Below are 20,255 nucleotides of genomic sequence, written 5' to 3'. Positions count from 1 at the left end.
AATTATATGATAATTACAAAAACACCATTTCGGATGTCTTTTTTTGGCGGTGGAACAGATATCCCAGAACATTTTTATGAAAATAGAGGGGCAGTTTTATCTACGACGTTTGATAAATATTGTTATGTAAATGTCCGTCATTTACCGCGTTTCTTTGAATATAAAACACATTTGACGTATTCGAAAATGGAATATGTAAATGAAAATAATGAGATAAAGCATCCGGCAATTCGAAATGCAATGAATATGCTTAATATGCATGAGATACGTTTAGTATATGAGGCAGATTTGCCAGCTAGATCGGGACTTGGAACAAGCAGTTCTTTTGCGGTGGGAATGTTAAATGCTTTTTATGCATTAAAGGGTAAATATGCGGATAAAAAGAAATTAGCAGATGAAGCTATTTATTTGGAGCGAGAACTTTGTAAAGAGGCAGGCGGATGGCAAGATCAAATAGCTGCGTCATTTGGAGGTTTGAATCGGATCGATTTTTCTGGAAATGAATATGATGTAAGGCCAATTGTGATTTCACCGGAAAGGAAGAAACAATTAGAAAATAATTTGTTGTTATTTTTTACTGGTTTCACGCGATTTTCTTCTGAAATACAAGCAGTTAATAATGTGGCTGCAAAAAGTAAATCAGAATATCTTTCAGAAATGTATGATTTGGTAGATGAAGCGGAACAGGTATTGGTAAATAAAAATAGAAATATTGATGATTTTGGAAAATTGTTAGATACTACATGGAAGTTAAAAAAGCAAACGGGCTCGAAGATATCTACTTCTTCTATTGATCGATTATATGAACTTGGAATAAAAGAAGGTGCTTTTGGAGGGAAACTTTTAGGTGCTGGAGGAGGCGGATTTCTTGTTTTTTATGTTCCGGAAGAACGACAAAGTAGAGTGAAAGAAGCAATGAAAGATTTGGTACATGTCCCATTCAAGTTTGAAGAGGGTGGTACAAAAATTATTCATTATACACCAGAAGAATACACAGAGACAAGATAAAATAGTGAAAGCTATTAATAAAAAGTATGAAGAAAAAGTTTTAATATTTTATTTATAGACAGAATTGTGTACATGCTTTGTGTGTGCAAAAGTAAAACGTATAGGAGAATGAATGAAAAATAAGTGTGAATATATTGAATTGTGTAGGTTTGTTGGCGCAATTATAATATTATGTCATCATTCATATACATTGATGGATCGTACGATTTTTTTGGGAGGATGGGCATTTGTAGAGTTCTATTTTATATTAACGGGATATTATACAACGAGTCATTTTGTCAAAAAAATGGAAAAACATAAAGTTGAGTACGATGAAATGTTTTTTTATGTAAAAAGTAAAATAAAAAAATTGTATCCTTATGCAGTAGGGGGGGTGCTGTTCAGCTTTTTGAATGTTATTACAAAATGCTCTGAAAATGACAGAGGCGTAGCTTCCTTTTCATTAATATATAATTTATTATTGTTAAAAGGAAGTGATATAGCAAATTCTTCTTATACCTATGATCCACCTTTGTGGTATATTACGCATTTGATTTTGTTTTTGCCGTTGATTATAATTTTAATGGTCAAAAATGAAAAAATTTATAAGTATTTTTTATGCTGGTTTATTCCTATTATGTTATATGCATTGTGCATGGATTATATGAAAAAAATTGCAATTTGGGAAGGCGGAATATTTCAGTGCTTTAGAGGAATCGCTGGATTGACTGTTGGAAGCGCATTGTTTTATATGACAAGATATTATAAAGAAAAAGATGATTTCCCTAAAATGTTATTTCGTATAGCGAGTGTGATTGGATTTATAGGCTTTATTTTTATTACTGTTTTTTTTAGAAATGGTGGAATTGATATTTCAGCGGAGATAATTATAGTGATGTTTTTTACATTAATGAATGATGAAAATTATATAAAAAATAAGCATATTTATTCGATATGCATTCATTTGGGTGAATTGGCACTTCCAATTTATTGCATCCATTATCCTATTCAAGATTGGATTCAAAGATTATTTCCTTTAAATGGATATTGGTTAAAATTAGGAATGTCAATCGTTTGGTCGGTAATGATTTCAGAATTGATGCTGTTAGTCTGTAAAAAATGGGGAGAACAGAAGAGAATAGTTCAGAAAGAAACAACTCTGTAAATTTGCATCTTTATAGTTATGGAGGAAAACATGAACACAACCCTCATCATCATGGCTGCCGGTATAGGTTCCCGTTTTGGAACCGGTATCAAGCAGCTGGCTAAGATGGCTCCGAATGGAGAGATTATTATGGATTTTTCGATTTACGATGCGAAGGAAGCTGGTTTTACAAAAGTTGTATTTGTAATTCGGAAAGCCATTGAGAAAGAATTTAAAGAAGTGATTGGAAATCGCTTATCTAAGGTTATGCCTGTGGAATATGTCTATCAAGAGTTAGAAGACTTGCCTGAAGGCTATCATGTTCCAGAAGGACGAGTAAAACCATGGGGAACCGGGCAGGCAATTCTGGCTTGTAAAGATGTTGTGAAAGAACCATTTGTGATCATCAATGCAGATGATTATTATGGGAAAGAAGCTTTTTCGAAGCTTCATGAGTTCCTGCTTTCTGGAAATACAGATGCGGATAAGATAAATCTGGCAATGGCAGGCTTTTCTTTAAAGAATACGCTGAGTGAAAACGGAGCGGTTACCAGAGGTGTCTGCGTGGCAGATAAGGCGGGATTCTTGAAAGAGGTCGTTGAAACGACGGGAATTCAGTGTGTAGATGGAAAAATCCAGTGTGATAATGCGAAGGTAAGCAAATGGATCACACCGGATACGATGGTATCCATGAATATGTGGGCCGGATATCCGGATTTTTTGCGGTACATAGATGAAGGATTTGCCAGATTCCTTGATGCATTAGGGGAAAATCCGGAGAAGAAGGAGTATCTTCTCCCAAATATTGTGGCGGAATTGCTTGAAAAGAAGTTAGCTTCCGTAAAAGTTTTGAATACGCCGGACAGATGGATTGGAATTACTTATAAAGAAGATATAGAACCGGCGCAGGAGGGATTCCGACAGATGATAGAGAGTGGATTATATCCGGAAAATTTGTGGGATTAGGATAAAGTAAGAACAAATGAAATTAGAGAGAAACAGGATGGTTGAAGTTTTATTTTACACAGCCGTCCTCACCAAACAATTCTACCTTCTCCCCAGCGGCAGCATCGGCATCGCGGATCTGTTTTTCGCCTTGTCCGGTGCCCTGGCGCTTATCATGGCGTGGAGAAGTGGTAAGAAAATCTGGTATCAGGAAGATTTTCCCTGGGTGGTCTTCCTGATATTTGCAGCTGTCATTAATGGCATTTATTTTGTTCGGACAGGAAAAGGAAGTTTTCCGTTACATACGCTTTATTGGATTTATTCTGCATTCCTGATCTGGGCGTTCCGGACACTTTATTCGGATTCGTTTATGCGGGGACTTTGCTGGATATGTCGGATCAATCTGGTGTTTCAGACAATTGTTTTGATTTCCGGACGAGGACGCTATTTTCATGAGAGCTGGGGCGGTTCTCGGTTTATGGGAACGTTTAATGATCCGAACCAGTTTGCTTTTTTCATCTTTACGATGATTCTGGTGCTTTTTATGGAATACCGGCGGAAGGCAGAGTATACAGTCAAGACACGGATTGCGTGCTGGGGAATGTTTTTTTGGGGAGTTCTTCTGATTGGAAAAGCAAAATCAACCGGTATGTTTGTGGGACTGCTTGCCTTTTTTGTAATACTGGCATGGCAGTTTTTCTGGGAAAGATGCACGCACTCAAAGTATAAAAAACTCTGGTGGTTCGGCGGGGCAGCTGTTGTAGTGATGCTGGCGCTGGGCGTCTATCGGATCTGGCCAGGGGCAAATTTTGATGTTTCGCAGACGGATTATACGCTTCTTTCCAGAATCCAGCAGAAAATATGGAAGCTGGCAAATGGAAATCTCTATGATCTGCTGTATGACAGAAGTGCGGAGCGGCTGGTATTGACGCCTCAGTATTTGTTTTATGGAGCGGGAGAGGGTTTTTTTGAACGTTTTATTCCGTATGATGGATTTGAGAAGCTTCTGAGTCCGGGCGTGTTTGATGTTTTTCATGTTAATGAGATTCATTCCAGCTTTTTTGATGTCTGGTTTTCGTATGGACTGATTCCTACCACATTTCTGGTGTATTGGATTGTGAAAAATGTGATTCGGTGTGAGAAAGCGCAGAGGGCGGCGGTGCTGGCACTTCTGGCAGAGAGTTTTACGCTGATGAACTGCAGGCAGCCGTTTTTCTGGTTTGTTATTGTGATGGCGGGGATGTCTGGGAAGAAGGGAAGAAGGACATGAATTTGAAACATCAAAAGTTTGTTAAAAAAGGATGTTATTCTGCTTGCATCTCCTGTAAGGATATGCTACATTTAACATAACAAGCATATATTTTTCTTTACCACATTTCATATATTTATCTATATTCTAAAAATAATCTAAGAAAATCTTATGCTTATCCAAGTCAACAACAATTGAAGAGCAGGAGATTTTCAAAGGGTTAAAAGAAAAGTGGAAATTCTCCTGCCAGAAGGGAGAATGAATGAGAAGTAGGAATTCTGTAAAAGTGAAGCGGAATCACAAGGATACGCTGTTTCGGATGATTTTCAGCACGAGGGAGAATCTGCTGAGTCTTTATAATGCGGTGAATCATTCGCATTACACAGATGCATCGGAGCTTGAGATTGTGACGCTGAAAAATGCGGTTTATATGAACATGAAGAATGATCAGGCGTTTCTGCTTGATATGCAGCTGAACCTTTATGAACATCAGTCCACCTGGAATCCGAATATGCCGCTGCGCTTTTTGATGTATGTGGCAAAGGAGTACCAGATGCTGGTGCGGAATCAGACGCTTTATGCATCGGCGCTGGTAAAGGTGCCGACACCGCATTTTGTTGTGTTTTATAATGGGGAGACGGAGCAGGAGGCGGAGACGATTCTGAGGCTGTCGCATTCGTTTCAGCAGAAGACGGATAAACCAGAGCTGGAATTGATGGTAAGGGTGTTGAATATTAACCTTGATAAGAAACAGGAAGTGTTGGAGGCGTGCCAGCTTTTGAAAGAATATATGCTTCTGGTGAATAAGATTCGTAGATATACGGATGAGTATAAAGATATTAATCAGGCAGTCGAACAGGCAGTGACGGAGTGTATCGAGGAAAATATACTGGCTGATTTTTTAAGAAAGAATCGGGCGGAGGCGATTGAAATGTGTATTTTTGAATATGATGATAAGCGGGAGAAGGAGCTGATCCGGAAGGCGGAGTATTCGGAAGGTATGAAAGAGGGAGAAAGGATTGGACGGGAAGCTGGAAAGAAAGAAGAAGCCGAACGGATATTTAAAATTTACCAATTATTTCGCGCGAACTACACGGAAAACCAGATTAAAGAGAAGCTGGGGATGAATGTAGAAGAAGTACGGAAAATTTTGGAACGATTTAAATGATTTTTAGCTTAGACGGGAGTGTCTTTCGGAGGGAGGGCACTCCTTATTTGAATACGAAAGTTATGACAGATGCACCGTTGGATATGGAAATGCGGAAACGGTATCTGGGAATGTTCTGGGGCAGTTACTGTTCACTCATGTGTGAACAGTAATCTGGGGCATAAAATAGGAATATAAAAGAAATAAATTCTTCTTGCATCCTATATGCGGATATGCTACATTTATCTTATCAAGCATATATTTTTCTTTATCAGCAATTTAAGCGGTATCTAATATTCTAATTTTAATCTGAGAAATCTTATGCTTATCCAAGTCAACAATAATTGAAGAGCAGGAGATTTTCAAAGGGTTAAAAGAAAAGTGGAAATTCTCCTGCCAGAAGGGAGAATGAATGAGAAATATGAATTCTGTAAAAGTAAGGCGGGATCACAAGGATACGTTGTTTCGGATGATTTTCAGTACAAGGGAGAACCTGTTGAGTCTGTATAATGCGGTAAATCATTCACATTATACGGATGCAAAAGAGTTGGAGATCGTGACGCTGGAAAATGCAGTTTATATGAATATGAAAAATGACCAGGCATTTTTGCTGGATATGCAGTTGAATTTGTATGAACATCAGTCAACCTGGAATCCGAATATGCCGCTGCGTTTTCTGATTTATGTGACGAAAGAATACCAGATGCTCATTCGGAATCAAACGCTGTATGCGTCAACGCTGGTAGAATTGCCGACCCCACACTTTGTTGTATTTTACAATGGAGAAGAGGAGCGGGAAGCGGAAAGTGTTCTGAAACTGTCACATTCATTCTGCCAGAAGGCGGATGAACCAGAGCTGGAATTGATAGTGAAGGTATTGAATATTAATCTGGATAAAAAACAGAGGATTTTGGAAACTTGCTGCCTGTTGAAAGAGTATATGCTTCTGGTTGACAAGATTCGTAAATATGCGGCAGAGTATAAGGACATAAACCGGGCGGCAGAGCAGGCTGTGACGGAATGTATTGAGGAAAATATACTGGCTGATTTCCTGAGAAAGAATCGAACGGAGGCGATAGAGGTGTGTATTTTCGAATATGATGAGAAACGGGAAAAGGAATTGATTCGGAAGGCAGAGTATGCGGAAGGTAAGAAGGAAGGATTAAAGGAAGGTCAGAAGCAGGGTGAAGAACGAGTGTTTGGAATTTATAGATTATATCGAGATAAATATACAGAAAACCAGATTGCAGAACAGATGAAAATAGATGTGGATGAAGTTAGGAATATTTTGGAAAAGTTTAAGGAATAGGTGCGGCGGTTGGTTATACATATGCTGATATTATCATTGAACCGCAAAATCCGGATAATGGCATTATCTTTGAATTTAAGCATTCCAAGGAAGTGTCAGGATTAGATAAGACCTGTGAAAGAGCGCTCAAGCAAATCAGAGATCGAAGGTATTCTGAGTATCTGAAAAATGATGGTCGCCATAATATAATGCTTTATGGCATCGCTTTTTACAAAAAGAGATGTAAAGTAGTGGTTGAGAAACTGAAAGAAGCATAATGTTGATCAGCCCGCTTACTATAATCGTATACGATTTGTAGGTGGGCTTCTTTTTTGATGCTATGTCAATAGTTGGGAGAGAGTATGAAATTTCTAAAGATAAGTGCAAAATTATGTTTGATGCTGCTTGCAAGTCTGTTTGCAGGCATATTTTTACTATGGTGCGTATTTTTGCTGCCGGATCGTTTGACCCAGACGCATGCAGCCCGATCGGCGGAAACATTTTCTTATGAAGGGATAGGTGCGGCGGTTGGTTATACATATGCGGATCAGCTGGATAACTGGACGGATGCGCTTATGATTGGAAATGCCTGTTATCAGAAAGAAGATGCCAGTGCGTTGAACCGCGCGGCTGCAGCCTACCGACCAGATTATCAGAATGGAGATCCGATTACTTCGTTAGATGCATACGTGAAGGCGGAGGAGGACGTTGGCAGTATTGCGTACCCGCGTTATTGGCATGGCTATCTGGTGGCGCTTAGGCCGCTTTTGATGGTAACCGATTATTTGGGTATACGGTCAATTAATACAGTCTTTTTTGCGGTTACAATATTATTACTGGTGTTGGTTATAATAAAAAGAAAACAATATCAGTTGTTCCTGCCGTTGGGGATTACGATTTTATTTTTGCGTCCATTAGCGATTATTCATTCGCTGCAGCTTTCGACGGTATTTTACCCGACGATGCTGTCGGTTATTGTGTGTATTTATTTTCAGAAATGGATGTGCAGGGAGGGACATTTTCTTTATCTGTTTTTGATGAATGGGATTGTGATTGCATACGCGGATTTGCTTACATATCCGGTCGCTTCATTAGGGGTATTACTGACTGTTTTTATGATGATTCAGGAAAAAACGGCGCCTGCAGAGAAGATTCGGCAGATTGTGGCTGGTTCAGTCGTTTGGGGATTTGGCTATTTTGGCATGTGGGCAGGAAAATGGCTGATTTCTTCGATTATTTTACGTCAGAATGTTTTGGCAGATGCCGTTTCGCAGGCACAGGTCCGCGTTTCCAGCAGCTATGGAGAAAATCATTTTTCCAGAGTGATGGTATTTATGCGGAATATAGGTGCCGGATTTATAGGTGTTCTGGTATTAGCGGCGGTTGTCTTTCTTCTGTTGACGATTTTTATGCTGTGGAGAAATAGACAAAGCCTGCATGTTCGGAGTGGCTGGCGGGAGCTCTTCCTATGTATGTTGCCATATCTTATGATTTGCCTGATTCCGTTTGCCTGGTATAGTGTGTTTGTGAATCATTCTTATATCCATATCGTGTTTACATACCGGGCACTGGCAGCAGCGGTGTGCGCGTGGAGTGGAATGTGCATGGTAAAAATGGAGTTTGTGTTTTATAGATAGTAGTGTGCTAAAATTTTAGGAGCGGGTAAAACGCGAAAAAGAGCTTTAAACGAAATAAGGATGGAAGAAATCACCCCCAAAGTAAATTCTTCCATCCTTTTTCTTACTCTTTTACAATTCGAAACTCCCTCCATTTTCCGCTCCGGTAGCGCATCACAACTACGAAGCAGGCGATCAGCCATGCGGGCGGCATGCTCACATAGTAGCAGCGGAAGCCAACCGGGGTGAGCGCCAGCAGGAAGGAGAGCGCGAGGCGGATGCCCAGGTTGATGAAGCCGGAAGCTGCCGGGATCTTGACATCGCCTGCACCCTGCAGAAAACCGCAGGTGATGTTGGTGATCGTGCTGGTCCAGATGAAGAACATCAGGATGTCGAGATGTTCCTTTGCGCGCCGCAGGGACTCTCCGGTGATGTTGAAGATCTGGAGAAGCGGCCGGTCAAAAAGCAGAACTACGATACTGATGGAGATACTGATCAGGACGCCCATCAGGATGGTGGTGCGGTAGCCGCGGCGGGCACGGTCCAGTTTTTCAGCGCCGATATTCTGTCCGGCGAAGCTGGAAATGGCGACGTTAAAGCTCTGGGACGGGATGTGCGCGAGCTGTTCGACCTTCAGCATGGCAGCGTAGCCCTCGATGCTGGGAGCGCCGAAGGAGTTGATGAGACGCTGCAGGATGAGGAAGCCGATTGAATTGACGCCCGTCTGCAGCATGATCGGAATACTCAGGCGCATCAGCAGCGCCCCCTGTCCCTTCCAGGCGTAGAGATAACGCCGTTTCGGCAGCAGATCCGGGAAAATGTGCCGCAGATACAGGAAACTGGCGATGGCGGAACCTGCCTGTGCGATCACGGTCGCGGCAGCCGCGCCGGAGACACCCATATGAAAGATGGAGATAAACACACAGTCCAGCACGATGTTCAGGGCGGCGGAGATCATCAGGAAAATGAGTGCGCCGCGCGAATCACCGTGTGCCCGCAGGATGCCATAGGTAACATTGTAGAGCAGCTGGAAAATAATTCCACCGCTGTAGATCAGAAAGTATGCCATACTGTCGAAACGCATTTCCTCCGGTGCCTGCAAAAAACCGAAAATAACTGGACGGGCTGCCAGAAAGCAGGCGGCGGTTAAAAGTATACTTGCGATTATGGCAATCAGATAGGAGACGGAGATGGATTCCTGTATGTCTGTCTCTTTTTTGGCACCGAAATACTGGGCAACTGCGATGTTGACACCGGCACCGATGGAGGTGCAGATGGCGGTCAGAAGCCAGATCATGGAGCTGGTTAGTCCGACGGCTCCAAGGGCGGTTGCGCTGATGAGGTTTCCGACGATCACGCTGTCAGCGAGGTTGTACAAAACCTGCAGCAGGTTTGCCCCCATGATAGGCAGGGAAAAGAGCAGGATGGAGGACCATTCCCGCCCTTCGGTCATATCTTTTTTCATATGTATAAAACTCCTTTGATACAGCTAAAATCATGAGTTTAGTGTAGCATAGAGGATGGAAAAAGTAAAGAGAACGGAAAGCGCTTGTCAAGTGGAAAGAGGAGGATCTATAATAGAATAGATTTAATGTAACTGTTCAGTAGGTCTGCGCATTTACTGCGCTGACCGTACGAAAACATGGGTCAGCAGGGAAAAATCCCATTGCCATAGGCAATTTTTAATGGATTTTTGCGCGTGACTGTGAGGGGACTGAACAGTTACGATTTAACGAATATTAAGAAAAAGGGATGAGGAAATCTTGAATCACAACATGGAAATGACGGAGAAACCGACGGGAAGCGGGGTAGCACGGTGGAGCTTCTATCTGATGGGGCTTCTGATTCTGGCGATGGGGCTTACACTCAATACCAAAGCAGGACTCGGAGTGTCGCCGATTATTTCACTTTCGTATGCAGCGTCCGTGATCTGGAACCGGAATTTTGGTGATATGACCTTTGTCCTGTATGGTATCTTTGTCTTGATTCAGGCGGCGATTCATCTGCGGGAGAAAGGAGAAGCAGGACGCAGCTTGCTTATGAAAGATGCTCTGCAGTTTCCATTGAGTATTGCATTTACAAGATTTCTGAATGTATTTTCAGCGTGCATACCGCCGCTGGAAGAATGTGGACCGGCGGCTTCTGGACTTTTAGGACGCATGGGCGTGCTGGTGCTTGCCCTGACTTTTACAGGCGTCGGCGCAGCGATGTCCCTGTCAATGCGGCTGGTGCCAAATCCGGGTGATGGTCTGGTGCAGGTGCTGGCGGACACCTTTGGAATCGACACAGGTCTGATGAAGAACTGTGTCGATGCAACCTGTATCGTTTTGTCACTGCTCATGGGACTTTTGTTTGCGGGAAAACCGGTGGGAATCGGCATTGGAACGGTCTGTGCTGTCATGCTGGTGGGGCGCGTGATTGCGCTGTTTCATCATATTTTTGGAAAGGCGATGCTGCAGGCGGCTGGACTGGAAAGTGGCAGGAACTGACAGAGTGTGTGGAAAAAGGTGTGCGAAAGATAAAAGCAGCCGATTTTTGAGTGAAATTCAGATACATAAAATAATAGGAGATAAATAAGATGAAATTGAGAATGAAGCGGAAAGCAATGGTAGTATTGGCAGCAGGCATGTTGATGAGTGCGGCAGCTCCGGCGGCTGCGATGGCGGCGGAGAAAGCGACAGGACCGGCGCTTACGGCAAGCTACAACGGGGATGTAAATACACTGGAGGCGGCGAAGGATGCAACGCAGCTGATTGTGGTGATTGGCAACCGCCAGGATCCGGCGAAGAGCCGTCTGGACTGGTATAAACGCGATGCAGATGGAAAACTGGTGCAGGTGATGTCGAAAGAAGCGGTCAGCGGCATGAACGGTATCACGATGCAGAAGCAGGAGGGCGATAAGAAGACGCCGGCGGGTGTGTACCGCTTTACGATGGCATTTGGCCTGAAGGCAAATCCGGGAACGATTCTGCCGTATCACCAGATCGTGGACGGCGATTATTATGTGGATGACGGAAACAGCCAGTATTATAACAAGCTGGCAAATACGAAGCAGGTACAGAAGGACTGGAATTCGGCGGAGGATCTGATGGCGCAGGCGCCGCAGTATAATTATGGCCTGGTACTGGATTATAATCCGGAGTGTACACCGGGAAAGGGATCGGCGATCTTTCTGCATTGCCCGAAGAGCTGGAATAATACGGGAACTTCCGGATGCATCAGTATTCCGGAGGAAGATATGAAACAGGTTGTGTGCCAGGTGGATACCGGGACGAAGATTGTGGTGGTGCAGGATGAGAGCGATTTAGCAAATTACTAATTAGATAGGCTGTGAGAGTCAGATCTCATTTGGGGATTTTTATCTGGAAGCAGATAGGAACCCCCAGATGAGTTTTTTTGTTTCATAGGACATAATTTCCTAATGAAACCCAAAAACGCCGGACAATATCCGGCGCTCAGGTGTCTCAAAATATTTGTCCCTACGTTGGCATTATCCAAATCAGGTTTTGGGTCGAAACTTTTGGTTCCCTCTCAGCCTGCATCACAAGCTCCCCATTATCGAAATGAATTGTAGCATGATTTGGAAAAAAATAGCAATGGCAACTCTGGTTTTATGATTTATTTGCCCCGCCCATCTGCCGGCTCAGCATCCGCAGCATTTCCGCCTGCCGTTTCTGCGCTGGGGGCATTTGGTCTGTCAGGATCGAAAAAAGAGTGTCCATTTCTGAGGTTGAGAATTGCGGGGAACCGTTGCTGCCCCGGAGACTCATGAGAAGCGGCAGAAGCTTGTCTTGCGGCGTGTTTCTTGCCTGATCGGCTAACTGTTCCATCTGTTTTATTTTGTCTGGATCCATGGAGCGGAGTCTCGGATCCTGTTTCCAGTTTTGAAATTCCATAGTGTGTGCCTCCTGTCTGTTTGAAGTGGATGTGCCAGATGCACGGTCTGTGGTTTTTTTCTGTCTGCGGGAATATTCGGCTTGCGGGTAAAGGACAGATGCCGGAACTGCATCAGAATTGGGTGAATCATTCTGGATATCTTGCGAAGTCGGAAAGGATGCTGTCTGCGGCATATTTTGCCAGTAGGATTCATAGAGGCGGGAACCTTCGATAAAATTTAAGACCAGATCGATCGAACTTTGCTCTTCCTCTGTGCCATACGGCTTGATCGCTTTCAGCATATCAACCGGCGAATCCTTGTCGCGTTCGCCCACCGAGCAGATTCCGATCTCACCGTCGGCCGGATCAGCAAATAGCTGCATCGTCTTTTCTAGTTCGCGGAATTTCACAAACAGGGAGAAAAAACGCTGTTCCGGGATGTGAATATAGGGAAGCGCCGCCTTGACAAGCTGCATATGTGGGAGTGAGGTCAAGCGGTCTAACTCGGTCATTTTGAGAGAAACATCTTGGTTCACGAAAAAAACCTCCCAAATCTTTGTCTCAATATATGCAGATGAGAGGAAAAAAAGACGTTTTGGTTCACGGGTAGGCACTTTTGGAATCGAAAAAGAACGGGAATGTTTAAAGAAAAAAAGCTCCGGGACAGGAAAAACCACATATAGTATATTATAAAAAATAAGAAAGAAAAGGATTCAGAGCTATGAACACCCGGCTGATCATTGATGGAAATGCCGTTTATGAAATAGATGAAGACTGTCTCGCCTGCCGCGGACGGCGGACTGGATGCAGACGCTGTGTGGAACCGGGTTCCCGCACCCGGGGACGAAGCACGCCTTTACAGAAATTGGAACCTGCCAGTGAAAAATCACAAACTCACAAATAAAGAAAGATGTGGTATAATGTAAAGAAAGAAATTCCCCTCATTCCAGCCTGCCCAGCCACTTCCTCATGAGGTGTCAGGGAAAGCTGGAATGGGGATACCGTAGCAGAGCTCCAGAGTCCTAAGACAAACTGGCTCACAACAACATTGCATCAGGAACTGAAAGGACGAATCCATATGAACCCATATAAAATCATGCTGGTAGATGACGAGGAGGAAGTACGGACAAGCATCATACGCAAAATCGACTGGCAGGATGCCGGATTCGAGGTGATCGGGGATGCGGAGAACGGGAAGGAAGCGCTGGAAAAGATCGAGCAGAATGAGCCGGATGTTGTGCTGACAGACATCCGGATGCCATATATGGACGGGCTGGAGATGGCGGAGAATATACGGCAGAGATATCCGTCCATCAAGATCGTGATTTTTTCTGGTTTTGATGAATTTGAGTACGCCAAAAAGGCGATCAAGCTCAATGTGATCGAATATATTTTAAAGCCGGTCAATGTCGAAGAGCTGACGGCGATTTTAAAGAAAATCAAGAAAAATCTCGATGAGGAGATCGAGCAGAAGCGGAATGTTACCCTGCTTCGGGAAAGTTATATCAAGAGTCTTCCGGCGATCCGGGAACATTTTTTGAATGACCTGATTCACGGCGGCATGGAGGAAGCGCAGATTGAGGAAAAACTGAACGAATATGCGATCGACGTTGCGGGTGCGGTCAAATGGGTGATTGCGGCGATCCATCTGGAACCGGATGAGAAGGTGGACAAGGCAGTTTCGCTGCATCAGCAGCGGGAGCTGATTCCGATTTCCGTCCGCAATCTGATTGAGGAAAAACTGGAAGGGCAGTACCGTTTTATTGTGTTCCACTCTTCCTTTGAGACGATCCTTCTGGTGGCGATCGACAAAGACAATACGCAGACCGGACTGATTGCCCTGCTGGGCGATATCTGCAAGGAGACGAAGAAAATTCTGGAGGTATCGGTTACGATCGGCGTGGGTGAGAGCTGCAGTTCGCTGACGGATTTAAGCCGCCCGTGCCACACGGCACTCAATGCACTCGGTTACCGTGCGATCACAGGTTCCGGCGGTGTGATCTGCATCGGCGATATGGAGCCGTCCGGGCATGAAAAACTCCGGTTCGACAGCCGGATGGAGTCGGAGCTTATAGCGGCAGTCAAGTTTGGACCGAAGGAAAAGATCCGTTCCGTGATAGACGGGATTGTGAGCCGGATGGAGGATGCGCGGGTGCATTACCGCCAGTATCAGGCGTATGTGCTTGCGATCATCAATGTGCTGACACAGCTCTCCCAGCAGTATGATCTGCGGATCAGCGAGATGTTTGGCGTGGAAAATGATTATTTCGAGATTCTGGGGCGCGTCCAGAAGATGGAGAATGTCCGCCCGTACCTGACCGAGGTGGCGCTCAAGATGAATGCCGGAATGGAAGAAGAGCGGAGCAATACGACAAAAAACGTGATCCGCGAGGCGAAGCAGTACATTCAGGACAATTTTCAAGATCCGGAGCTGTCGGTGGAGAAGATCTGCCGCCATCTGCATATGAGCCCGGCGTATTTTTCAACGATGTTTAAGAAGGAGACGGGACAGGCGTACATCGCCTATCTGACCGATGTCCGGCTGGGGCGCGCGGTCGAGCTTCTGATGGCAACTGACGACAAGACGTATATCATCGCGGAAAAGGTCGGCTACCCGGAGCAGAACTATTTCAGTTACGTATTTAAGAAAAAATTCGGTGTTTCCCCGACGCGGTACCGCACGGCACACCGGAGCGGGGAGGCATAATGGGTAAAAAAAGGACGATCTGGAAGAAAAAGCTTTTTGACGACGCCAGCATCCGGTCTATGATCTTTATCTATTTTACGATCACGGCGCTGGCGGCGAGCGTGCTGATCTCCCTGTCGCTGTACCAGAGAATGTCACGGCAGGTCACGGAAGTAGTACAGGAGGAGAGCCAGAACCTGATCGCGCAGGTGGGGCGCTCTGTGGAGTCGTACCTCCGCACGATCATGAAGCTGTCCGACTCGCTTTATTATGGCACGATCAAGAATGCCGATCTGTCGAGCCAGTCGCTTGGAAGTGAATTTACGCTTCTCTACGATAATAATAAGGATAATGTGGAGAATATTGCCCTGTTTTCGGAGGATGGGGCGCTTCTGGAGGCAGTCCCGGCGGTGCGTCTGAAAAATGAGGTGGATGTGACGCAGGAAGAATGGTTCCGGAGCGCCTTAAACCGGACGGAAAACCAGCATTTTTCCCTGCCGCACGTACAGTATGTGTTTGACAATGCGGAAAATCAATACCGATGGGTCATTTCGCTGTCCCGGGCGGTCGAACTGACACACGGAACCTCGACCTCTCAGGGCGTCCTTCTGGTCGATATCCGCTATTCGAGCCTGGAACAGCTCTTTGGCGGCATCACGACGGGGCGCGGCGGTTATTTCTATATGATCAGCGGAAATGGCGAGATTCTTTACCACCCGCAGATGCAGCTTCTGGATTCCGGCTGGGTGCAGGAGAACAATGGACAGGCAGCCGGCTATTCGGACGGAAATCATGAGGAGATATTTGCCGGAAAAAAGCGGATGGCGACGGTCAAGACGATCGGCTACACAGGCTGGAAGGTGGTCGGGGTGACGCCGGAAAATGCCGTGTCGCTCAACACGATCAAAACCCGGCTTTTTATCGTATTTGTCATTGCCCTCATTTTGTGCATTCTGGCTCTGATTAACTCTTATATTTCATCGAGGATCACGAATCCGATCCGCGAGCTGGAAAAATCGGTCGGCGTCCTGGAGGCGGGCAATTTAAGCGCACCGGTGTACATCGGCGGTTCGTATGAGATCCGCCATCTGGGAAAATCGATCAGTGATATGGCGGGTCAGATCCGCCTCCTGATGCAGGATATTGTGCGTGAGCATGAGGCGAAACGCAAGCAGGAGTTTGATACGCTGCAGTCGCAGATCAATCCGCATTTCCTCTATAATACGCTCGATATCATTGTCTGGATGATTGAAAATGAGCAGAAAACGGAGGCGGTCAAGGTGGTGACGGCGCTGGCGCGGTTCTTCCGTATCAGTTTAAGCCGCGGCAAGAGCTTAATTACTGTGAAGGATGAGCTGGAACACGTCCGGAATTACCTGATGATCCAACAGATGCGGTTTAAAAATAAGTTTACTTATACGATCGAGTCAGATGATGAGGTTTTGGAACTTGCAAGTTTAAAACTGATGCTGCAGCCGCTGGTGGAGAATGCGATCTACCATGGCATGGAATATATGGACGGCGACGGCGAGATCTTCGTGCGCGCCTGGCAGGAGGAAAAAGAGCTGTATCTGGAGGTGCGGGACAATGGGCTTGGCATGACGGAGGAACAGGTCGAGAGCCTCTTTACCGATACGGCGCACGTGGCATCCAAGCGCGGATCCGGCATCGGGGTACGCAATGTCAACGAGCGGATCAAGCTGTATTTCGGCGCGGAATATGGTCTTTCGATCGAGTCGGAGCCGGATGAGGGAACCGCGGTGAAGATTCATCTTCCGGCAGTGCCTTACGAGAAAGTGCTGGAAGAGAAGAAAGTGTAAAAGTGGGGGCGACAGATCAATGCGATATGGAGTGAGAAAAAAAAAGGAGCTGGCGCTCTGGGGAATCCTGTGTGTGGGACTTATTTTGCTGTATCTCCTTTCCTCCACGGATTGGATCATCAAGGAAAAAGAGGTGGAGGTCTACCCGGTGTCCCTGATTATCAGCGATACTTCGGATGATGATTACGTCAACTTCCGCAAGGGCGTGGATCAGGCGGCGGTTGAGTATAATGTAGATGTCAGCTTTATTACCCTGTATGAAAAGGATAATCTGGCACAGCAGATGGAGCTGGTGCGCCGGGAAGCGGCAGACGGTGCCGGGGTAGTGATACTGGAGCCGGTTGATGAGCTGGAATGCCGCCAATATCTGGAAGAAAATACATATGGAACGCCGATTATCCTGCTGGGTGAATTATCACCGGATGAGGAGGTCAAGGGGGCGGTTCATATGGACTGGACGGCAGCCGGGAGAAAGCTGGGCGAGGCGATTACGGCGGAACAGAGCCCCGATCTTCCTGTCTGGATCTTTGCAGATAACCCATATATCGGCAAGGCGGGGGAGATGAAGCAGGGGCTGACGGAGGTGCTGGAAAAACAGGGCTTTTCCTATACCATTGTGCCGCGCGGCACCGATGATACTTACCGTTCCGTCATTGAAAAAACAGTTTATCCGGGCAGCGGCACGGCGGTGGTGGCGGCACTGGATTTCGCCAGCACAGCGGAGGCGGCGGAGATTGTCGGCGGAAGCAGCGTGTACGGAAAATACATTTCCGGGCTATACGGCGTCGGGATGATGCCGTCCCTGCTGGATCAGCTTGACAAGGGGACAATCCGGGGGCTGGTGGTGACAAACCAGTTTGACGCGGGCTATTTTGCGGTCAAAAAAGCAGTGCAGGCGATTGAAAAAGAGCAGGAGAGAAGCCAGCTTTCATTGGAATCCTACTATATAGAGAAGGATGAGCTGCGCTCGAAGAAATATGAGAAGATGCTGTACCCGATTGATTAAAAATCCGGGAGGGAGTATAGAAAGATGAAAAAAAACGGAAAAAGCATTCAGATGGCGCTGGCACTTCTGGCAGTGGGCACACTTCTTTTAAATGGATGCAGCGCGGCAAAACCGGCAGAAAAAAAGAGCATCCGTATCGGTGTAACGCTGTACCGGGGCGAGGATGCCTTTATCAACAATATCCGTTCCAGCCTGGAGGAAAAGGCGAAGGAATATGAGCAGCAGACGGGCATTAAGGTCAATCTGGAAATCATGGATCCGAAGGGAAACCAAAATACGCAGAACAGCCAGGTAGATCGTTTCCTTTCCCTGGAATACGATGCGATCTGCGTCAATATGGTGGATCGCTCAGCAGCATCGTATGTCATCAACAAGGCGATGGATGCCGGGACGCCGGTCGTATTTTTCAACCGCGAACCGGTCGAGGAGGATATGAAACGATGGGAGCACCTCTATTATGTAGGGGAGGACGCGCGGGAATCGGCGGTTCTGCAGGGAGAACTTCTGGTGGATGCGTATCAGGAAAATCCGGGCAGTCTTGATTTAAATGGGGATGGAACCGTTGGATATGTGATGTTGGAGGGCGAGCGCAGCCATCAGGATTCGCTGATCCGCACAGAGTGGTCGGTGCAGACGATGCGCGACGGAGGTATTCCGCTGGAAAAACTGACCGGTGGTTCGGCAAACTGGGATCGGAGCCAGGCGGCGGCGCTGATGGAACAGTGGATCCGCCAGTTCGGGGATGCGATCGAGGTGGTGATCGGCAACAACGATGAGATGGCGCTCGGAGCTGCCGAGGCGCTTGAACGCGCCGGTGACACAAGGGGTGTGAAGGTGGTCGGCATCGACGGAACCCCGCAGGGAATCGAGGGGCTTAAGAGCGGAAAACTGTATGGAACAGTCCAGTGTGACAGCGACGAGTATGCAGAAGTGATTTTTGAGATAGCTGCCGCTGAGGCACTTGGTCAAAATGTACAGGAAAAGGTCGAATTAGAGGAAGGAACCTATTATCAATGCAGTCAGAAAGCGTTGACTGTTGCTGATTTACCATAAAATCCCACAGTTTCACACCGGAAAAACAAGAATATGTGAATAAAATCACAAAGGATCTAAAAAAATTTTATATAAGAACCAAGAAAATTATATGGAAAAGTGTACAAACGATCCGTATAATAAAGGTGTCGATAAGAAAAAATGACGAATCGGCGAAACTGTATAATGTGTGTATGCGGAAAATTTAACTGTTCGGTGGATCCGGACAGCGCAAACGGATACGCAAGTTTAAGGGAGGACAAACATTATGAAACTGAAAAAAGTAGCAGCACTTGGTTTGGCAACTGCAATGGCATTTTCCGTAACTGCTTGCTCCAGCAAACCGGCAGAGACAACTGCAGCGGCAGAAGAGACAACAGCAGCAGCTGACGCAGCAGAGACTGTTAAAGAAGCAATCGAAGGAAAAGATCCGGCAGAAGTTAAAGTTGGTATTTCTATTTACCAGTTCGCTGATAACTTCATGACACTGTATAGAAACGAACTTCAGAAATATTTAGTAGATGAGCTTGGCTTAAAGGCAGAGAACATCTCCATCATGGATGGTAAGAATGACCAGTCCGAGCAGATGAACCAGATCCGTAACTTCGTTACCCAGGGATTTGATGTTATGATCATCAACCTGGTTCAGGCTTCTTCTGAGCCGGATGTAACCAACATCTGCAACGAAGCAGGTATCCCGGTTGTTTACATCAACCGTGAGCCGGATGCTGAGAGAGAGCAGGCTTGGGTTGACGACGGCATCAAAGCTACTTATGTAGGTGCTGATGCTAGACAGTCCGGTACATATCAGGGTGAAGAGATCGCTGAGCTTGAGAACAAGGGTGATGCAGACGGCGACGGCGTTGTTCGTTACATCATGGTTCAGGGTGATCCGGAGAACGTAGATGCTCAGTACAGAACTGAGAAATCCGTTGAGGCTTTAAAGGCAGCTGGCGTAGAGGTTGAAGAGCTGACCAAGCAGCGTGGTGATTGGGATCAGACAAAGGGTCAGGAGATCACTGCTAACGCTCTGTCCCAGTACGGCGACAAGATCGATGTTGTATTCTGCAACAACGATGCTATGGCTCTTGGTGCTCTGCAGGCTATCGAGGCAGCTGGAAGAACTGTAAACAAAGATATTTACCTGGTAGGTGTTGATGCTCTGGTTGAGGTTGTTGAGAACGTTATGAACGACAAGATGACCGGTACCGTATTCAACGATTACTTCGGACAGGCTCATACAGCAGCTGACAAAGCTCTGGATTTCGTAAACGGCAAAGATGTTGACAACGTATACATGGTAGACTATGTAAAGGTTACAACTGAGAACGCTGGCGATATTCTGGAAATGATTAAATAATTGTAGCTGTTCAGAGAAGGACGGTTATGAACATATCACTCCCCTGCGGGGGAGTGAATAAAGTGTCGGGTGTGCAGATGGCACACCCGATTTTATGAA

General features: G+C 45.8%; 17 protein-coding genes and 1 riboswitch. Of the genes, 15 read left to right on the top strand and 2 right to left on the bottom strand.

Annotation, left to right across the window (positions count from 1 at the left end):
• The first annotated feature begins 6 nt into the window (after positions 1–6).
• The 7 genes from DW931_RS13990 to DW931_RS13955 all read left to right on the top strand — a co-directional run bounded on the left by DW931_RS13990 (position 7) and on the right by DW931_RS13955 (position 8,397).
• Positions 7–1,008: a kinase gene (locus DW931_RS13990; protein WP_118467368.1), complete on the top strand. Its 1,002-nt coding sequence runs from the start codon at positions 7–9 to the stop codon at positions 1,006–1,008.
• 112 nt (positions 1,009–1,120) lie between these two features.
• On the top strand, positions 1,121–2,152 hold the full coding sequence (locus DW931_RS13985; RefSeq protein ID WP_118481877.1) for an acyltransferase family protein: 1,032 nt from the start codon (positions 1,121–1,123) through the stop codon (positions 2,150–2,152).
• Between the two features lie 30 nt (positions 2,153–2,182).
• Positions 2,183–3,097 carry a sugar phosphate nucleotidyltransferase gene (locus DW931_RS13980; protein WP_118467373.1) on the top strand — a complete coding sequence of 305 codons (915 nt, stop codon included), beginning with the start codon at positions 2,183–2,185 and terminating at the stop codon, positions 3,095–3,097.
• A gap of 37 nt (positions 3,098–3,134) precedes the next feature.
• A complete protein-coding gene (locus DW931_RS13975) occupies positions 3,135–4,346 on the top strand; it encodes a hypothetical protein (RefSeq protein WP_118467375.1) in 1,212 nt (403 codons plus the stop codon).
• Between the two features lie 241 nt (positions 4,347–4,587).
• Positions 4,588–5,493: a transposase gene (locus DW931_RS13970; protein WP_118467377.1), complete on the top strand. Its 906-nt coding sequence runs from the start codon at positions 4,588–4,590 to the stop codon at positions 5,491–5,493.
• A gap of 391 nt (positions 5,494–5,884) precedes the next feature.
• A complete protein-coding gene (locus DW931_RS13965) occupies positions 5,885–6,781 on the top strand; it encodes a transposase (protein ID WP_117795049.1) in 897 nt (298 codons plus the stop codon).
• Positions 6,782–7,224: 443 nt separating this feature from the next.
• On the top strand, positions 7,225–8,397 hold the full coding sequence (locus DW931_RS13955) for a hypothetical protein (RefSeq protein ID WP_207664454.1): 1,173 nt from the start codon (positions 7,225–7,227) through the stop codon (positions 8,395–8,397).
• Between the two features lie 103 nt (positions 8,398–8,500).
• On the opposite strand, the gene DW931_RS13950 is transcribed toward DW931_RS13955, so the two are convergent.
• Positions 8,501–9,841 (bottom strand): MATE family efflux transporter, encoded by a 1,341-nt coding sequence (locus DW931_RS13950; RefSeq protein ID WP_118481876.1) that lies wholly within the window; start codon positions 9,839–9,841, stop codon positions 8,501–8,503.
• A 298-nt stretch (positions 9,842–10,139) separates the two neighbouring features.
• Here DW931_RS13950 and DW931_RS13945 point away from each other — a divergent pair, with 298 nt between their 5' ends.
• Positions 10,140–10,865 carry a DUF6198 family protein gene (locus tag DW931_RS13945; RefSeq protein WP_243015206.1) on the top strand — a complete coding sequence of 242 codons (726 nt, stop codon included), beginning with the start codon at positions 10,140–10,142 and terminating at the stop codon, positions 10,863–10,865.
• 89 nt (positions 10,866–10,954) lie between these two features.
• On the top strand, positions 10,955–11,695 hold the full coding sequence (locus DW931_RS13940; protein WP_118467382.1) for a L,D-transpeptidase family protein: 741 nt from the start codon (positions 10,955–10,957) through the stop codon (positions 11,693–11,695).
• A 140-nt stretch (positions 11,696–11,835) separates the two neighbouring features.
• A riboswitch (TPP riboswitch) is annotated at positions 11,836–11,941 on the bottom strand.
• Between the two features lie 46 nt (positions 11,942–11,987).
• Here DW931_RS13940 and DW931_RS16330 read toward each other — a convergent pair.
• The gene (locus DW931_RS16330; protein ID WP_233430273.1) at positions 11,988–12,788 is read right to left on the bottom strand and encodes a hypothetical protein; all 801 of its coding nucleotides are present in this window, start codon (positions 12,786–12,788) and stop codon (positions 11,988–11,990) included.
• 185 nt (positions 12,789–12,973) lie between these two features.
• Between DW931_RS16330 and DW931_RS13930 the strand changes: the two genes are divergently transcribed.
• The 6 genes from DW931_RS13930 to DW931_RS13905 all read left to right on the top strand — a co-directional run bounded on the left by DW931_RS13930 (position 12,974) and on the right by DW931_RS13905 (position 20,156).
• Entirely contained in the window at positions 12,974–13,156 is a 183-nt protein-coding gene (locus DW931_RS13930) for a hypothetical protein (RefSeq protein ID WP_107001618.1), read from the top strand.
• Between the two features lie 174 nt (positions 13,157–13,330).
• Entirely contained in the window at positions 13,331–14,959 is a 1,629-nt protein-coding gene (locus DW931_RS13925; protein WP_118472438.1) for a response regulator, read from the top strand.
• The gene (locus DW931_RS13920; protein ID WP_107001616.1) at positions 14,959–16,758 is read left to right on the top strand and encodes a sensor histidine kinase; all 1,800 of its coding nucleotides are present in this window, start codon (positions 14,959–14,961) and stop codon (positions 16,756–16,758) included. The genes DW931_RS13925 and DW931_RS13920 overlap by 1 nt, the downstream gene beginning before the upstream one ends.
• 31 nt (positions 16,759–16,789) lie before the next feature.
• Entirely contained in the window at positions 16,790–17,764 is a 975-nt protein-coding gene (locus tag DW931_RS13915; RefSeq protein ID WP_243023439.1) for a substrate-binding domain-containing protein, read from the top strand.
• A gap of 24 nt (positions 17,765–17,788) precedes the next feature.
• On the top strand, positions 17,789–18,817 hold the full coding sequence (locus DW931_RS13910) for a galactose ABC transporter substrate-binding protein (RefSeq protein WP_118467388.1): 1,029 nt from the start codon (positions 17,789–17,791) through the stop codon (positions 18,815–18,817).
• 247 nt (positions 18,818–19,064) lie between these two features.
• Positions 19,065–20,156 (top strand): substrate-binding domain-containing protein, encoded by a 1,092-nt coding sequence (locus tag DW931_RS13905; RefSeq protein WP_181357250.1) that lies wholly within the window; start codon positions 19,065–19,067, stop codon positions 20,154–20,156.
• Positions 20,157–20,255: the final 99 nt, after the last annotated feature.

Origin of the sequence: Clostridium sp. AM43-3BH, from assembly GCF_003479985.1 — a bacterium.
GTDB classification, from domain to species: domain Bacteria; phylum Bacillota; class Clostridia; order Lachnospirales; family Lachnospiraceae; genus Otoolea; species Otoolea fessa.
This window is presented reverse-complemented; position numbering and strand designations above follow the sequence as displayed.